The organism is Streptomyces sp. NPDC001770 (assembly GCF_053596135.1).
Map to the genome: position 1 here is coordinate 173,776 of NZ_JBSFFN010000003.1, position 16,306 is coordinate 190,081.

Consider the following 16,306-nt stretch of genomic DNA (forward strand, 5'->3'; position numbering starts at 1 on the left):
ATGTATGTAGCGGACAGCCGCGCCACCCGTGCGGGGTCCGCCGAACGCGCCGCCGGGCCGGGCGAGGAGCCGGCCCGGCGGCGCGTGGCGGTCGCCCCCACCGTGCTGGCGCTGGGCACGGTCAGTCTGATCACCGACGTGTCCTCCGAGATGGTGACGGCGGTGCTGCCGCTCTACCTGGTGGCGGGACTCGGCCTCAGCCCTCTCGGGTTCGGGCTCCTCGACGGCGTCTACAACGGGTTCTCCGCCCTCGTACGGCTGGTCGGCGGCCACTTCGCCGACCGGGGAGGCGGGCGCCACAAGCTCGTCGCCGTCTTCGGTTACGGCATCTCGGCGCTCTGCAAACCACTCCTGCTCATGGTCCACACCCTCACGCCCATCGGCCTCGTACTGGCGGCCGACCGCACCGGCAAGGGTCTGCGCACCGCACCCCGGGACGCGATGATCTCCCTGTCGTCACCGCCGGAGGCCCGCGGCCGCGCCTTCGGGGTGCACCGCGCGATGGACACCGCGGGCGCCCTGCTCGGGCCGTTCGCCGCGTTCCTGATCCTGCGTGCGACGGTCGACGGCTACGACGCGGTGTTCACCGTGAGCTTCTGCGTCGCGGTGGCGGGCGTACTGGTGCTGGTGCTGTTCGTACCCTCCAGAACCCTGCCGCCTTCCGGGCCCCTTGGCCCTTCCGGGGCCCCCGCCCCGCGCGCCACGAGGACGGCCGAGCCGCCCCGCCCCACCCTGCGCGCGGCGCTCGCGCTGCTGCGGCATCGCAGAATCCGGCGCATCGGCGTCTGCGCGCTGCTGCTGGGGCTCGCGACCGTGAGCGACTCGTTCGTCTACCTGCTGCTCCAGCACCGCATCGGGGTACCCGACCGCTGGTTCGCCCTGATGCCGGTCGGGACCGCCGCCGCTTTCCTGCTGCTCGCCCTGCCCCTGGGGCGGCTCGCGGACCGGGTCGGCGCGTGGCAGGTGTTCCTCGCGGGGCACGTCGCGCTGCTCGGGGCGTACGGGCTGCTGCTCTCGTCGTGGCACGGGGCGGCGCTCCCGTACGTGGTGCTCGTCCTCCACGGCACCTTCTACGCGGCCACGGACGGGGTCCTGATGGCGGCGGCCTCGCAGAGCGTGCCCGAGGAGCTGCGCTCCTCCGGACTCGCCCTGATCCAGACCGGACAGGCCTTCGCCCGGTTCGCCTGCTCGCTGGCCTTCGGCGCGGCCTGGACCGCGTGGGGCGACCGGACCGCGCTGCTCGCGGCGGCCGTCGCGCTCGCCGTGTGCGCCGCGTTCTCCCTCCGCATCGGCCCGACCGTGAAGGTTCCCGCATGACGCGCCTGCGCACCCGACTCCTCGTCCTCGTCTGCGCGGTCACCGTGCTCGCGGTGGTCGCCGCCGCCTCCGTGCTGCACGCCGCCGCCCGGTCGGACCGGCTCGACGTGGCCGAGCCCGGCGGACCGGCCGTCGCGGCGGGCAGGATCACTCTCACCGACCGGCACCGGATCGTCTTCCGGAACATGGCGTGGGGGCCGCACCGCGACGAACTGACGACCATCCCGGTCGCGGCGCCCACCGGGACTCGTACCGCCTCGGGCGTCAAGTGCCTCCGCTTCTACGCCGCTTCGGGCACCGGAGTCTGTCTCCAGGCGGTGCACGGGGCGCTCCAGGACACCTACCGGGCCACGATCCTCGACCGGAACCTGAAGGAGAAGGCGCGCTACCCGGTCCCCGGCATCCCGTCCCGCGCCCGCGTCTCCCCCAGCGGACGGCTGGCCACCTGGACGGTCTTCGTGGGCGGCGACAGCTACGCGGGGACAGACTTCTCCACCCGCGCGGCGATCCTCGACACCCGCACCGGCGAACTCGTCCCGAGCCTGGAGGAGTTCGCGATCCGCAAGGACGGCCGGCCCTACCGCGCCGCGGACGTCAACTTCTGGGGCGTCACCTTCGACGCGGACGACCGGCACTTCTACGCGACGCTCGCGACGAAGGGGCGCACGTACCTGGTCCGGGGCGACCTTCGGGAACGTACCCTCACGACCCTCCGGACGAACGTGGAGTGCCCCTCGCTCTCCCCCGACGGCACCCGCATCGCCTACAAGAGCAGGGACGAGGGGCTGCCCGCCGACGCCCCCTGGCGCCTGCACGTCCTCGACCTGAGCACGCTCGACGACCACCCGCTCGCCGAGACCCGCAGCGTGGACGACCAGGCCGTCTGGAAGGACGGCACCACCGTCACCTACGCGCTGCCCGGCGACTTCGGCGCCGATCTCTACGAGGTGCCGGCCGACGGATCGGGCCGCCCGCACCCCGTACTGACCGCGGCGGTGTCCCCGGCCTACCTCTGACATGAGCCGTCGCGCCGGTGCGGCGCGGCGGGCGGGGGCTTCGAAGCGCCACCGGCCCGCCGCGCCGGCCGAGGAAGGCTCCGCTCAGTGGGAGCGCCCCGGTGTCAGCCGGAACGACCCCTCGGCCGAGGGAAGTTGCACCGTGTACTGGCGCAGGTAGGTGTCGAGGAACGGCGAACGGGCGCCGGCCGTCGCGATGTCGTCCGCCGGGTCGTCCAAGGCCAGGGCGAGCCGGGCGTCCTTCACCTTGATCGTCTCGCCGGAGGGGGTGTCCCGCCACGAGCCGGTCTGGATGGAGCCGATCTCCACGGCCAGCACGTGTCCGGCCGCCAGCGTCCAGTCGGTGGCCTTGAGGTCGACGGTCAGCCGGCCCGTGTCCACCAGGGACACCTGCTCGTCGAACATGACGGCCTTGCCGTCCGGGGCGACGTCGTAGAGCTTCACCATGACGTTGCCCCCGCCCTTCGCGGTCAGCGAGAGCTTCGGGGTGGAGGTGAGGCGTACGGGCTTCGCGACCGGCTCGGAGCGGACGAAGAAGCTGGAGGTCACCTCGCCGGCGGCCTGGAGTCCGGCCGCTCCGGCGGCCAGTGTCTTCGGCGCCGCCGGGTCCAGGGAGGGGGCGTTCTCCAGGTCCCACCGGCCGGACGGCTGTGCGGCGGACCGCAGTGCCGGGCCACCGTCCAGGGCAGTCGCCCCGCGTGCCGACGCGCCGCCGTCGTCCACGTACGCGCCGCCGCCGAGCGCGATGTTCACCGTCCTGGACTCACCGGGCCAGGTGCGCTGGGCGCGCCAGGCGCCCGTGGAGTCCTCCACGGAGTAGGCGGGGTACGAGACCTTGGGCCGCTTGCCCTTGAGGTACTGGTCGTAGAAGGAGAGGGTCTCGTCGTACCACCCTTCGCGTCCCATGGAGAGGCGGCCGTCGGTGGTGTGGTCGCCGCCGCGGACGTGTTCCCACTGGCCGAGCCAGCCCCGCTCGGGGCCCTTGTGGTTGTCGAGGTACTCCTCGATCTCCTCGGGCTTGGTGTTGTTCTCGATGAATCCCTGGGTGACGAAGAGCGGGGTGTCGGTGCCCTTGGCCTTCTTCGCCAAGTCGCGGGCGGACCAGTAGCCGCCGAACTGATCGGTCGTCCGGTAGCCGGCGGAGTTCTGGGTGAGGCACTCCGGATGGGCCTGCTCGTAGGCCGCGTTGGCCCGGTAGTGGGCGTCGTCGTCCGCCAACGCGTCGAGCGTGGCTATGGAGTTGTAGGCGTCGGCGGTGCCGGTGACGTTGGGGCGCGGCACTCCGTTGGAGTAGATGTACTGGTACATGTCCCAGACCGGTTCCTGCGCGACGACCGCCTTCAGCGCGCGCTGGTCGAGGTCGTTGCCGATGAGGCCGGTGGACGCGTCGTAGGACTTCCCGTACATGCCCACGGAGCCGGTGGACCACGGCTGGCCGGCCGCCCAGTCGACGGCCGCGCGGACGTCGGCCTGTTCACCGGGGCCCGCCCAGTCGAGGCAGCCGGTGGAGCCGCCGAAGCCGCGCAGGTCCACCATGACGAAGGCGTAGCCGTGGGCGAACAGGTCGGCGCCTTCGACGAAGTCCTGGAAACGGGAGGAGGGGCCGGTGTGGCTCCAGCCCTCGGGGCCGGTCTGTCCGGAGTGCCCGAAGTAGGGGCCGACGGACAGGATGACGGGCACGTGCGCGCCCTTCGGCAGCCCCTCGGGCAGCAGGACGTCGGCGTGGAGTTCGGTGCCGGAGTGGTCCGACGAGGGGAAGTACCGCTGGGTCCAGACAGCGCCCTCGGGGACGCGGTCGTTCTCCTCGTGGGTGACGCCGTCGGATGCGGCGGCCGGGGCGGTGGCGGTGGTGGGGGCGGTGGCCGCCGCGGTCGGCGCGGCCGCTGCGGCGAGTGCGACGGGGCCGGCGAACGCGCCGGTCAGGGCGAGGGTGGTGGCGAGGACCGAGGCTGCCAGGACTGACGCTCGACGTGCTCTCACATGCTCCTCCGGTGGGGTGGTGAGCCATGCTGCAGGTGGTGCAGGTCGCTGCCGGCTCCGTCCCTCCGCCCGGGGCGCGCCGCGGCGCGCGGCACACACCCCAGACAGTCGCGAACATGTCAAAGAGCCGACGGCGAACGAGCCTATGATCATCACCGGCGGGGATCAACGCCCTGGTGTGTACATCTTGTTACCGATGCGCGGGCGGACGGCTCCCCCGCGCGTACCGAGGGGCGCTCCCGCGGACGCGGGTGGTGCGGCGGTCCGTACCGGCCGCCGCGCCACCGCCCCGCCCCGTCCGCTCGCGGCCGGCGCGGCCCCCACCGGGCCCCGCCGTCGCCGCGTACCGGCCGTCAGACGTCCGCGACCCCGTTGGAGTACGCCTTCATGAAGTACGTGCCGAAGCCGTTCTGGACCGGGTCGCCGGCCTTGTCGATGCAGTGCAGGATGCCACCGCCGGCCGCGTCGTTGAGGCAGACCGTCATCAGGTCGGTGAAGACGACGCCGGGGGTGTTCGGGACCTCGTAGGCGGCGTCGGTGTAGATGTTCGCGCCGAGGTTGAAGAAGCAGTAGCTCCCCAGGCCCCAGGCGTGGTGCTCGCGCACGTCGTCGCCGACCTTGTAGGCGGCGTAGCCGAGGGTGGAGCCGTGCCGCCAGGCCGACTGGGTGGGCACGTCGTACGGGTGCTCGTTCTGGAAGAAGTAGGTGCGGCCGTGGTCGCCCTGCCACAGCACCTCGTACTTCTGGTAGTGCTCGACGAAGAGTCCGTACGCGGTGACGTGGTCGCCGTTCACCACGATGCCGGTGTCGGCGGGGTTGACCGTCCAGCCGACGGTTCCGTCGAGGCCGTGGTCGGCGCGCCAGAGCCAGAGGTGGTCGCAGATCACGTCGTTGCTGTCGATCTGGACGCTGATCCCCGCACCGCCGGCCACCGCGCCGCCGATCCGGGCGACGGTGTCGAACAGCACCGTCGGGTCGTAGGTGTGCCGCCGCCGGCTCCGGCCGCGGCCGACGCGCAGCAGCACCGGGGTGTGCTCGGAGGCCGCCTCGAACAGCAGCCCGGCGAGGGTGACTCCGGCGACGTCCGCGACCTCGATCAGGGTGTTGCCGCGGGTGGAGCGCAGGGTGGCCAGGCCGAGGCCGAGGACCACGGTTCCGGGGCGGTTCACGCGCAGCGGGGCGGAGATGCCGTAGATGCCCGGCGTGAACAGGAGGTGCTTGCCGCGGGCGAGGGCCTGGTTGATCTCGGTGGCCGAGTCGCCCGGCCGGGCCACGTGGAACTGCGACAGCGGTATGTTCCGCCCCCGCGCCTGGCCGTGCTCCCAGGTCGTGCCGGTGCTGTTGGTACGCAGCGCGGGCACGAAGACCTGGTAGGCGCCGTGGCGGTCCACGGTGAGGAACGGCTTCTCGCGGACGACGGGGGTGCGGTCGACGGTGGTCATGGGCGGGGCCGGGAAGGACTGCACGGGGGCGCCCGCGGTGCCGACGAACACCATGTTCCAGTTGGAGCCGGTCCAGCTGCCGAAGGTGTCGTTGCGCGACAGCCACTGCTGCTGGGAGCCGGAGTCGACCTGTCCGTCCACCACGCTGTCGGCGAGGAAGCCGCCGCTGGACCACTGGTTGCCGGGCGGGCTCGGCATCAGGGTCATGTTCCCCTTGATGTGGACGCGGCGCATCGGAGCGGCCTGGGAGACGGCCCAGCGTTCCAGTCCGTCCGGCGGCACGATGGTGAGGTTCTCCGCGGCCCGCCAGAAGTTCTGGGTGCCGTTTCCGTCGAACCACTGGGCGTCGACGGTGACATGACCGTTGATCACCACGTCGGAGGGGCTCGCACCGAGGCCCAGTACGTGCGTGTAGAAGCCGACGTTGATGTCGACGTCGTAGGTGCCCGGCTTGAAGGCCAGGGCGAAGCGCTCGTCGCCGAACTGGTTGGACTCCTGGACGGCGAACACGGCGTCGACCTTGGCCTGGATCGCCGCGTCGCCCATGGACGGATCGAAGACCAGGACGTTCGGGCCGAGCGCGGAGGAGGCGTGGCCGGTCCCGTGCTTGCCGGAGTCATGGCCGGTCCCGTGCTTGCCGGATGCGGCGCCCGACGCGAACGCCGGTCCTGAACAGACTCCGCCGATCAGCGGCACCGAGGCAGCGGCTGCCCCGCGCAGCACACTACGACGAGAGGGAATCATGGTCACGGCTCTCCCTGCATGGGGTGAAATGGCGTGAATGAGTGGGGCCGCCTGCCGGCCCCCGAGCACCCTGAGAGCGCTCTCTCAGCCACGAAGTGAATCACCGCGGATGTGGAGCGTCAATGCACGTGCAGCGCCGGGGACTTACCGACTCGTCGACGACCGGGCGAGGCTGTGAGGAGCACATGACTCCGCTCACGGCCCTTCGCATCGGGTTGGCCCTCCTCCGGGCGCTGCCCTGCCACGTCCGGGAGCGGCAGGGACCTCCGTACTTGGCCGGTACGGGCCGTTCCTGACCGTGTGCGAACCGCGACGGCTTCACCGGAAGCCTCGGTGACGCCCGTGCGTCGGGGATGCCCGGCATGAGCTCCCCCGGTTCACTCCGGCAGTCGGGGCCGGAGCAGAATCGGGGCACCGACGCCGCGGAAGGTGCTCGGCGGGCGGATCATGCAGGGGGGCCTCGCGGGGGCGGCTGGTACGAGATCGACCGTGCCGTGGCCACCACCACCCGGCTCCGCCTCGGCGCGATCCGCCGGACAGAACCTCAGGAGGGGAAGCATGACCGAAACGAGCGACACCCGGTCCACCGCGGGTGCCGGTGGAGCACAGGCGCCGCCGCGGAGCCGGGTGCAGCGTCTGATGCGTTTCGTTCCGCTGACCGCCCCCGTCCTGCTGTGGGCCGTGCCGTGCTGGGTTCTCCTGTACACCGGCCAGCACTGGCCGCTCCCCGTCACGCCGGCCGGCACCGCGCTGTTCGCCCTCGGCCTGCTCGTCATGCCGCTCGCGATGGTGCGCGGCCACGGGCGGCGCCAGCAGGACGGGGCGGCGATCGTCGGTGACTCGCTGCTGGGCGGCGTCTGGATCCTGTTCACCTGGTCCGTGCTGCTCGGGGTCCTGCTGCGGCTCGCGCTGGTCCTGACCGGCGTCGGGGACGGGCAGGACCGGGCGCGCATCGTCACCTGGGCCGTCCTCGGAACGACGGCCGTACTGCTCGCCTGGGGGTACGTCGAAGCCCGGCGTGTTCCACGCGTACGCCGGCTCGACGTACGACTCCCGCGCCTGGGAGCCGGGTTGGACGGGACCCGGGTAGCCCTGATCACCGACACCCATTACGGTCCCCTCGACCGCGCCCGCTGGTCGGCACGGGTCTGCGAGACGGTGAACTCCCTGGAGGCCGACCTGGTCTGCCACACCGGCGACATCGCGGACGGCACCGCCGAACGCCGTCGCGCCCAGGCCGCCCCGCTGGGCACCGTGCGGGCGGATCTGGCCCGCGTCTACGTCACCGGCAACCACGAGTACCACAGCGAGGCCCAGGGGTGGGTCGACCTGATGGACGAGCTGGGCTGGGAGCCGCTGCGCAACCGCCATCTGCTGCTCGAACGCGGCGGCGACACCCTCGTGGTCGCCGGCGTCGACGACGTCACCGCGGAGTCGTCCGGACTGGCGGGCCACCGCGCCCACCTCGCCGGGGCCCTGGACGGCGCCGACCCCGGCCTCCCTGTCCTCCTCCTCGCCCACCAGCCGAAGTTCATCGACCGCGCGGCAGCCCACGGCGTCGACCTCCAGCTCTCCGGCCACACCCACGGCGGCCAGATCTGGCCCTTCCACTACCTGGTCCGCCTCGACCAGCCGTCCCGCGCCGGCCTCAGCCGCCACGGCGCCCGCACCCTCCTCTACACCAGCCGCGGCACCGGCTTCTGGGGCCCGCCCTTCCGCGTCTTCGCCCCGAGCGAGATCACTCTGCTCGTGCTCCGCTCTCCCCGGCAGTCCGCCTCTTCGTAGGAGCGCGTGGGCCCGGCCTGCGCCGGTGCGCGGCCAGGTTCCGCCGCGGTCAGGCGCAGTCCGGGCAAAGGCCGCGGTAGGTGATCTCCACCGAGCCGACGGCGAACCCGAACCGCTCGGCCTCGGGCAGGTCGCCGAGGGCGTTGCCGGCGGGGTGGACGTCGCGGACCGTGCCGCAGCCGGAGCACACCAGGTGCTGATGGGGGCGGCGCGCGTTCGGGTCGTAGCGCTTGGCCCGGCCCACGGTGGAGACCTCCAGCACCTCGCCGAACGCGACGAGTTCCCCCAGCGTGTTGTAGACGGTCGCGCGGGAGATCTCGGGCAGTCGCTCGGCCGCCCGCAGATGCACCTCGTCCGCCGTCAGGTGTACGTGGTCGCCGTCGAGGACCTCCGCGACGACGCGCCGCTGCGAGGTCAGCCGCCATCCACGGTCCCGCAGCCGTTGGAGGAGGTCGCTCATCCCGTCTCACCTGCTCCGCTTCGCGGGGGACGCGCGGGCTCCGGACGGAGCCGGCGACGCCACGCCCCGGCCATTGTGGTTTTAGCGCACTTCTTGACTTGGACGAAGTCCATCGTAGGATCGATCCCGGCGACATCCAAGAGACAGGAAGACTCCGGTACGGCAGCAGAGACACGTGGCTGGACACCTCCGCCGGCCGAGCGCGCAGCGCCGGCCGAGCGCCGTCCCCGTCGCACCGTCCGGGACCCTCGGGTCCGGTGGTCCGTGAGACGTCCGGGCGGAGCGCGGCGAGACCCTGGCACACAGCGTTCCCCTTCTGCACGGCCCGAATCCTCCTCCCCGTTCAGCGCCCCCACGACCCGCCGGGTCCGGAAGGATTGCCATGACCGAGAATCACGAGTCGCATGTCTTCGATCCCGTCACCCCGGATTCGCCCGAGACGGCCATCCCCGAGGTGCCCGAGGCGCAGGCGAGCGGCTGCCCGGTGGCCCACGGCCGCGCGCCGCACCCCACCCAGGGCGGCGGCAACCGCCAGTGGTGGCCGGACCGCCTCAACCTGAAGATCCTGGCCAAGAACCCCGCCGTGGCGAACCCGCTCGGCGCGGACTTCGATTACGCGGCCGCGTTCCAGGCGCTCGACCTGCCCACGGTGAAGCGGGACATCGCCGAGGTGCTCACCGACTCGCAGGACTGGTGGCCGGCCGACTTCGGCAACTACGGACCGCTGATGATCCGGATGGCCTGGCACAGCGCCGGCACGTACCGCATCAGCGACGGCCGCGGTGGCGCGGGCGCAGGTCAGCAGCGCTTCGCCCCGCTGAACAGCTGGCCGGACAACGGCAACCTGGACAAGGCCCGCCGCCTGCTGTGGCCGGTCAAGAAGAAGTACGGCCAGGCGCTGTCCTGGGCCGACCTGTTGATCCTCACCGGCAACGTCGCCCTGGAGACCATGGGCTTCAAGACCTTCGGCTTCGCCGGTGGCCGCGAGGACGTCTGGGAGTCGGAGGAGGACGTCTACTGGGGCCCGGAGACCACCTGGCTCGACGACGAGCGCTACACCGGCGACCGTGAGCTGGAGAGCCCGCTCGGCGCGGTCCAGATGGGCCTGATCTACGTCAACCCCGAGGGCCCCAACGGCAACCCGGACCCGATCGCGGCCGCCCGCGACATCCGTGAGACCTTCCGCCGGATGGCGATGAACGACGAGGAGACCGTCGCCCTCATCGCCGGCGGCCACACCTTCGGCAAGACGCACGGCGCGGGCCCGGCCGAGAACGTCGGCGCGGACCCCGAGGGCGCCCCGCTGGAGGAGCAGGGCCTCGGCTGGCGCAGCACGTACAAGACGGGCAAGGGCGGCGACGCCATCACCAGCGGCCTGGAGGTGACCTGGACCAGCACCCCGACGCAGTGGGGCAACGAGTTCTTCCACAACCTCTTCGCGTACGAGTACGAGCTGACCAAGTCCCCGGCCGGTGCGCACCAGTGGGTCGCCAAGGACGCCGAGGCGACCATCCCGTACGCGCACGACGCGTCGAAGAAGCACAAGCCGCAGATGCTCACCACCGACCTGTCGCTGCGCTTCGACCCGGCCTACGAGCAGATCTCGCGCCGCTTCCACGAGAACCCGGAGGAGTTCGCGGACGCCTTCGCGCGCGCTTGGTACAAGCTGACACACCGTGACATGGGCCCGATCCAGCGCTACTTGGGCCCGGAGGTTCCCTCCGAGGTGCTGCTGTGGCAGGACCCGCTGCCCGCGCGCACCGGTGAGCCGCTGGACGCCGCGGACGTCGCCTCGCTCAAGGAGCAGGTGCTCGCCACGGATCTGACGGTGGCCCAGCTGGTATCGGCCGCCTGGGCCTCGGCAGCGTCCTTCCGCGGCAGCGACAAGCGCGGCGGCGCCAACGGTGCCCGGATCCGTCTGGAGCCGCAGCGCGGCTGGGAGGCGAACGACCCGGACGAGCTGGCCCAGGTCCTGCGCGTCCTGGAGGGCGTCCAGGCGTCCTTCAACGCCAAGGGCGGCAAGCAGGTCTCGCTGGCCGACCTGATCGTCCTCGCGGGCGGCGCGGCCGTCGAGCAGGCGGCCAAGGACGCCGGCGCCGAGGTGGAGGTGCCGTTCACCGCGGGCCGGGTCGACGCCACGCAGGACCAGACGGACATCGAGTCGTTCGCCGCTCTGGAGCCCGCGTACGACGGCTTCCGCAACTACGCCGGCAAGGGCAGCCGCCTGCCCGCCGAGTACCTGCTCCTCGACCGGGCCAACCTGCTGACGCTGAGCGCCCCGGAGACCACCGTCCTGGTCGGCGGTCTGCGTGTGCTGGGCGCCAACACCGGCGGCTCGAAGCACGGCGTCCTCACCGACCGCCCGGGCACGCTGACCAACGACTTCTTCGTGAACCTGCTCGACCTGGGCACCACCTGGAAGTCGACGTCGTCGGCGCAGGACGAGTTCGAGGCCCGCGACGCGAGCGGCCAGGTCAAGTGGACCGGCACCCGCGCCGACCTGGTCTTCGGCTCCAACTCCGAACTCCGTGCCCTCGCCGAGGTCTACGCGAGCGACGACGCGCAGCAGAAGTTCGTCACGGACTTCGTCGCCGCCTGGACCAAGGTCATGAACCTCGACCGGTTCGACCTGGTCTGACCCGGTAGCCGGCACACTCCGGCGCTGTGACCGTGGGGCCGGTGCGTACGCGCACCGGCCCCACGGCACGTCGTGCTCCGGCCCCACGGCACGTCGCGCTCCGCCGGGAGGCGGCCGGGGTCCCTCCCGTGGCTCGGCGCGGCCCTGCCGGGACCACGGCGGGGCGGGCCTGGGAGAGAAGCTGAGCCGGGGTGCGGTCCGCCCGCCTCGGATCGTCGCGGAGTCCACCTCCGGCGGAAGCGGCGGGGCCGCGTACTCCCGCAGCCACGTACTCCCGGAGCCACGCACTACCGCGGGAATCCCGCGACCGGAGCGGTACTGGGCGGGCTCAGCCCTTCGTCGCCTCCAGCGCCGAGGCGACGAAGTCCGCGACCAGGCGCCGCCGGTCCTCCAGCCCCCAGGCGAGGACCAGCTCACTGCGCGGTGCGTCGGCCACCGGAACATGAACGAGCTCCGGATGCAGCGGCCGGGCCAGCGAACGCGGCAGCACCGCAACCGCTCGCCCCAGCAGGATCATGTGCGTCAGCTCAGCGCCGTCGGCGACCTCCGGGCCTGGCCCGGCGACACGATCGATCCCGGGCACCTTATGACCCGGCACTCCATTGCCGCGTACACCCTTCCAGCGCGGCAGCGTCTCGTGGGCCAGGTCTGCGAGGGCCACCTCGCCGCGGCCGGCGAGCCGGTGGTCCGGCGGCAGGACCACCACCCTGTCCTCGACCATCAAGGTCTCGTGGTCCAGCCCGGTCAGGTCGTCGAACGGCGTGTACAGCAGCGCCACGTCCGCCCGGCCGTCGCGCACGTGATCGGCACGGTCGGTGGATCCGCCGAAGATGATGTCCACCTGGCGGGCGCCGGGCCGCTGGGAGTAGGCGGCCAGGATGCCGGACAGCAGATCGGCGTCTCCGCCGGGCTTGATCACCAGGCGCAGCCGGGTCCCCTGCTCGCCCGCCCGACGGGTCTTCTCGACCGCCGCCCCGACGGCGAGCAACGCGTGCCGGCCGTGGAACCGCAGCACCTCGCCCGCGGAGGTGAGGGCGACGTGCCGGCTGGAGCGCTCCACCAGCACCACCCCGAGCCGGTCCTCCAGCTTCCGTACCGCCTTGGACAGGGCGGGTTGTGCGATCCCCAGCCGCTGCGCCGCCCGGCCGAAATGCAGCTCCTCGGCGAGGGCGGCGAAGTACTCCAGCTCACGGGTCTCCAGCTCGGCCATGCCGCCAGAATACCGCCCCGGCCATTCCTCGAAGGAATGAATTCATGCCCCGTCGGCCTTGGACTTCACGGAGAACCACCAGTTCAATCGAAGCATGATTCACCACACGATGATCGTTGCCTTCGACGAACCGATTCCTTCCGACGAACTCGACGCCTACCTGCAAGGGCTTGAGAAGCTGACCGCGAGCACCGGCACCTTCCACTCCTTCGCCGCCCGCCCCCACCTGCCCACCCCCAGCGACGGCCATGCCCCGGTGGCCGTCGCTTCCGCCGTCGTCCAGTTCGCCCTGGCCGACCTCGACGCACTCGACGCGGCTTTCGCCCTGCCGGGCATCGGTGAGTTCATCGACGGCTGGCAGGCCCGCCGTCCCTACAAGGCGATCTGGGTCAACCACGAGCCCCTCGCCTGAGCCGTCACCCGGGCGGTGCCTCGTTACCGACGGCCCCTCAGGCGTGCGGTGCTTTGCCGGCGGCCCTCAGGTGCGCCCGGCCGCGCCGAAGGGGGCCGCCGGGACCCCGGTACGCGGGGGGACGGCAGGCAGGCTAGTTTGCTCGGATGAGTCTTCTTGATGATGTGGCCGAGCGCGACGGCTGGCGATGCTGGGTGTGCGACGAGGCGGTCGACCCCGACGAGTCGGTGAACGACCCGCGGGGTCCCAGCGTCGACAGCAGGACCGCCGACCGGAAGGCCAAGGTCGCCGAGCGGCTGGCGCACCGCGGATGCAACACCCGCAAGGGCGCGGTGAAGGTGGTCATCGCCTGGCCGGACCACTTGTACGTGGTCGAACCCGCACCGCTGATCACCGTCGCCGGGAGGCTGGAGCGCAAGGGGGGCCGCGAGATGGTGGGCCGCTGTCCGACCAGGAAGGACGCCCAGGAGGCGGCGGACTGGCTGGTGGACCGGTTCTCCCGGTTGGTACCGGGGCTGCCGGTGACCGCCGGCATCGAGCCGGGCGGCGGCCAGTTCCTCGTCACCCTGTCCACCGGCCGCCGCTGACCGGAGATCACCCTGCGGGTACCGGAGTCCGCCGACATCGCCGCCCCTGCCCGCCGGATTCTCGGACAAGCCGCCCGTCTTCTTTGAGTGAGGACCCCGCGCGTTCCGACGCCCGGACGCAGGACATCCTCCTGCGGACCGGGCGCTGAAACGCCTCCTGTCCGTAACCGGCTTCGCGCCGGTCGTCAGCAGCCGACCGGCGCGGAGCCGGCGACCACGTCGTCGAACCACAGGGTGTCGTCACCGGTGCCGTAGCTCTCCCAGCCCAGCCGCAGGGCGGTGGGGCGCGGCGCGGTGGTCCGGGAGAGCCACTGCGCGTCGACGTCCTGCGTCGGTACGCCGTCGGCGTGCAGCCCCGGCACCAGCTCGTCGCCGAGCCAGGTGTCGAGTCCGGTTGCCGAGGTGTTGACCGCGAACCGCAGGCACTGCCAGCTCCCCGTCGGCAGAGGCCTGCTCATCCCCACCCCGACCGGGCTCTGCGCCGGGAGCGTGGCGTCGTCGATTTCGCGGTTCCACTGCAGGGCGCCGTTCTGTCCGCCGATCCGCAGCGCCTTGCCGCCCTGCGAGCTGTCCGGCATCGACACGAAGGCGACGTGCGCGGCCGGGAGCGCGGTGGTGTGCCGTACCCACATGCGGACGTACAGCACCGGGCCGACCGACGAAAGGTCCGCGGTCGCGGCCACGAAGGCGTGGTTGCAGTAGCCGGCCCGCCCGTCCACCCGCAGCGACCGCGTACCGCTGTGTGCGACCACCGTGTCGACGGCGGCCGTGCCCGTGCCCTGGCAGTCGGGCGCGGTGAAGCGCCAGTTCCCGGCGGGGGCCGGTCCGGCCTGGCCCTCGAAGTCGTCGCAGACGGCGGCATTACCGCACTCCGCGGAGGGCGGGGTCGTGGTGGGAGGTGGCGTCGTGGTCGGAGACGGCGTCGTGGTCGGAGACGGCGTCGTCGGTGGCGAGGTGCCGTCACCGCCGCAGGACACGCCGTTGAGGGTGAAGTCCGTAGGCGCAGGGTCGGCCGACTGCCAGGTCCCCTGGAGTCCGAAGTCGACGGTACCGCCGTCGGCCAGCCCTCCGTTCCAGGCCGTGTTGGTGGCGGTCACGGAGTGGCCGGTCTGCGTGACGGTCGCGTTCCAGGCGGAGGTGACGTGCTGGTCGCCGCCGTAGGTCCACGCCAGCTGCCAACCGCTGAGTGCGGAACCGGTACGGGTGATACGCACCTGGGCGGTATAGCCGCCGGTCCACTCGTTGACGGTGTAGTCGACCCGGCATCCGGACGCCATGGCCGAGCCGCTGGCCGGCGCCACGACGAAGAAGGACAGGGCCATCGCGAGAGCGGATCCGGCCGCTGTCCAGGGTCGGCGCAGTAATCGCGCGGAAAGCATCGGCATGTGCGTCTCCTCGGTGGGGGGAACCATGGGGAAGTTCATGAGTGGGAGCGCTCCCACTCATCACACCGACATGACGGCACACTGTCAATATGGGCGGACCGACCGGATCGCGGCCGTCGGAAGCCGGCTCCATGGACCGGCTCGGCCGGAACCAGTGACAGTCGGGCGATCGGGTGTTCCCCGCATGGGAACACCAGTCAACTCAGCTCGCCGCGAACGGCATTGCCCCCGCCTCTGTGCCGGAACGGTGCGATGGTCTTCCGGACCGCCGCGGCGGCGCCCCATTCGTCGTCATCGTGGGCGACGGCGCTGAGGAGTTCCCGGAGATGGAGCAGCGGCATCCGCCCCTCCCAGCCGTCGTCCAGCCCGGTGACCTCCTGGTACACGTCGAAGAACCGATCCGTGGCAGGCGCGCGCGGTGAGCACCACAGCATGCTGAGGTCGACTTCCGGCCAGTTGAAGGACACGGCGGGATCGATGAGCACGGGGGCACCGCTGCCGGTGGCGACGACGTTCTCCTGCCACAGATCACCGTGGGTCAGGCACGGAGGCCGGGGCGGAACCAACTCCGGCAGGGCGTCGCAGAGCCGTTCAAGGGCTCGGCGCTCCTCGCGGTCGAACTCCGCTTCGAGCGACGGTTCCGCCAGCCAGCGCAGGATGCGCCGTTCCGCGAAGAAGACGTGCCCGTCCGTCTCCCAGGTGTTGTCCTGACGCAGTCGCCCCAGCCAGCCGTCGCGGTGCCAGCCGAACCGGTCGGTGGTGGTGGACGTGTGCAGGGCGGCAACCATGTGGGCAAGCTCTTCCCAGAAGTTCTCGTCGTCCCGGCGCGGTTGCATTCTTTCGAGTACGAGCAGGCGCGAAGAGGCGTGCAGAACGTCAGGCGTGTTCACTCCGCCGGGACTCCGTAGTTCGGAGAGACCGGCGGATTCGACGGTGAATACGTCAAGATCGGGCCCGAGCAGAGTCTTCGCGAATACCCGGGAGCCGTCCTGGAGGGTGACCAGACCCGCAAGGGCAACCGCTCCCCCGGTGGCCTTTTCCACCTCCTGAGCGGCATACCCCGCCTCGCGGAGCCGCTCGGCGAGTATCTCCCCATGCAGCACCGGAGAATCAAAACACGTCCCTCCCTCGCATGCCAGAGGCCCGGTCGCGCTGCCCCTGGCCGGTCAGAGGTGGTGACGCGGCAGAACTCCTCGTCCGTGCGGTGATCTCCAGCACGATCCATTCCGGAACGATATTGGCCCAGGCCGCGGTCCGCTCGCCCGGCCGGGATCTGCCCAGCAGGGCCGAGCGGCCTGTTCCGCCTCTCCGTACAGCTCCGCGTACCGCC

At 71.7% G+C, this 16,306-nt stretch carries 12 protein-coding genes; 6 read left to right on the plus strand and 6 right to left on the minus strand.

Annotated elements, in window-relative coordinates:
• Together ACWCSV_RS04505 and ACWCSV_RS04510 are read left to right on the plus strand one after the other, a co-directional pair.
• Positions 1-1,317 (plus strand): MFS transporter, encoded by a 1,317-nt coding sequence (locus ACWCSV_RS04505; protein WP_451138416.1) that lies wholly within the window; start codon positions 1-3, stop codon positions 1,315-1,317.
• Positions 1,314-2,333 (plus strand): TolB family protein, encoded by a 1,020-nt coding sequence (locus ACWCSV_RS04510; protein WP_451138418.1) that lies wholly within the window; start codon positions 1,314-1,316, stop codon positions 2,331-2,333. Before ACWCSV_RS04505 ends, ACWCSV_RS04510 begins: the two co-directional genes overlap by 4 nt.
• Before the next feature lie 84 nt (positions 2,334-2,417).
• Here the strand turns inward: ACWCSV_RS04510 and ACWCSV_RS04515 are convergent, their stop codons facing one another.
• Entirely contained in the window at positions 2,418-4,313 is a 1,896-nt protein-coding gene (locus ACWCSV_RS04515) for a CocE/NonD family hydrolase (RefSeq protein WP_451138420.1), read from the minus strand.
• Positions 4,314-4,666: 353 nt separating this feature from the next.
• On the minus strand, positions 4,667-6,499 hold the full coding sequence (locus ACWCSV_RS04520; protein WP_451138653.1) for an adenylyl cyclase: 1,833 nt from the start codon (positions 6,497-6,499) through the stop codon (positions 4,667-4,669).
• Between the two features lie 558 nt (positions 6,500-7,057).
• Between ACWCSV_RS04520 and ACWCSV_RS04525 the strand changes: the two genes are divergently transcribed.
• Complete coding sequence (locus ACWCSV_RS04525; protein WP_451138422.1) at positions 7,058-8,284, plus strand: metallophosphoesterase; 1,227 nt, start codon at positions 7,058-7,060, stop codon at positions 8,282-8,284.
• A gap of 49 nt (positions 8,285-8,333) precedes the next feature.
• Here the strand turns inward: ACWCSV_RS04525 and ACWCSV_RS04530 are convergent, their stop codons facing one another.
• Complete coding sequence (locus ACWCSV_RS04530) at positions 8,334-8,744, minus strand: Fur family transcriptional regulator (RefSeq protein WP_451138424.1); 411 nt, start codon at positions 8,742-8,744, stop codon at positions 8,334-8,336.
• Between the two features lie 382 nt (positions 8,745-9,126).
• Here ACWCSV_RS04530 and katG point away from each other — a divergent pair, with 382 nt between their 5' ends.
• Positions 9,127-11,382 (plus strand): catalase/peroxidase HPI, encoded by a 2,256-nt coding sequence (gene katG / locus ACWCSV_RS04535; protein WP_451138426.1) that lies wholly within the window; start codon positions 9,127-9,129, stop codon positions 11,380-11,382.
• 328 nt (positions 11,383-11,710) lie between these two features.
• Here katG and ACWCSV_RS04540 read toward each other — a convergent pair whose 3' ends face one another.
• A complete protein-coding gene (locus ACWCSV_RS04540; RefSeq protein ID WP_451138428.1) occupies positions 11,711-12,592 on the minus strand; it encodes a LysR family transcriptional regulator in 882 nt (293 codons plus the stop codon).
• Positions 12,593-12,686: 94 nt separating this feature from the next.
• On the opposite strand from ACWCSV_RS04540, the gene ACWCSV_RS04545 reads away from it, so the two are divergent.
• Positions 12,687-13,004, plus strand: a complete 318-nt coding sequence (locus ACWCSV_RS04545; RefSeq protein WP_451138430.1) for a hypothetical protein — start codon at positions 12,687-12,689, stop codon at positions 13,002-13,004.
• Positions 13,005-13,150: 146 nt separating this feature from the next.
• Positions 13,151-13,591, plus strand: a complete 441-nt coding sequence (locus ACWCSV_RS04550) for a hypothetical protein (protein ID WP_451138432.1) — start codon at positions 13,151-13,153, stop codon at positions 13,589-13,591.
• 185 nt (positions 13,592-13,776) lie between these two features.
• Here ACWCSV_RS04550 and ACWCSV_RS04555 read toward each other — a convergent pair whose 3' ends face one another.
• A complete protein-coding gene (locus tag ACWCSV_RS04555) occupies positions 13,777-14,976 on the minus strand; it encodes a cellulose-binding domain-containing protein (protein ID WP_451138434.1) in 1,200 nt (399 codons plus the stop codon).
• A 197-nt stretch (positions 14,977-15,173) separates the two neighbouring features.
• The gene (locus ACWCSV_RS04560; RefSeq protein WP_451138436.1) at positions 15,174-16,079 is read right to left on the minus strand and encodes a fructosamine kinase family protein; all 906 of its coding nucleotides are present in this window, start codon (positions 16,077-16,079) and stop codon (positions 15,174-15,176) included.
• Positions 16,080-16,306: the final 227 nt, after the last annotated feature.

What these genes read in the sequence shown, in the direction of transcription:
- ACWCSV_RS04505 (WP_451138416.1), top strand. Translation starts at nt 1, where the DNA reads ATGTATGTAGCGGACAGCCGCGCCACCCGTGCGGGGTCCGCCGAACGC.
- ACWCSV_RS04555 (WP_451138434.1), bottom strand. Translation starts at nt 14,976, where the DNA reads ATGCCGATGCTTTCCGCGCGATTACTGCGCCGACCCTGGACAGCGGCC.
- ACWCSV_RS04520 (WP_451138653.1), bottom strand. Translation starts at nt 6,499, where the DNA reads ATGATTCCCTCTCGTCGTAGTGTGCTGCGCGGGGCAGCCGCTGCCTCG.
- ACWCSV_RS04530 (WP_451138424.1), bottom strand. Translation starts at nt 8,744, where the DNA reads ATGAGCGACCTCCTCCAACGGCTGCGGGACCGTGGATGGCGGCTGACC.
- ACWCSV_RS04540 (WP_451138428.1), bottom strand. Translation starts at nt 12,592, where the DNA reads ATGGCCGAGCTGGAGACCCGTGAGCTGGAGTACTTCGCCGCCCTCGCC.
- ACWCSV_RS04550 (WP_451138432.1), top strand. Translation starts at nt 13,151, where the DNA reads ATGAGTCTTCTTGATGATGTGGCCGAGCGCGACGGCTGGCGATGCTGG.
- katG (WP_451138426.1), top strand. Translation starts at nt 9,127, where the DNA reads ATGACCGAGAATCACGAGTCGCATGTCTTCGATCCCGTCACCCCGGAT.
- ACWCSV_RS04525 (WP_451138422.1), top strand. Translation starts at nt 7,058, where the DNA reads ATGACCGAAACGAGCGACACCCGGTCCACCGCGGGTGCCGGTGGAGCA.
- ACWCSV_RS04545 (WP_451138430.1), top strand. Translation starts at nt 12,687, where the DNA reads ATGATTCACCACACGATGATCGTTGCCTTCGACGAACCGATTCCTTCC.
- ACWCSV_RS04510 (WP_451138418.1), top strand. Translation starts at nt 1,314, where the DNA reads ATGACGCGCCTGCGCACCCGACTCCTCGTCCTCGTCTGCGCGGTCACC.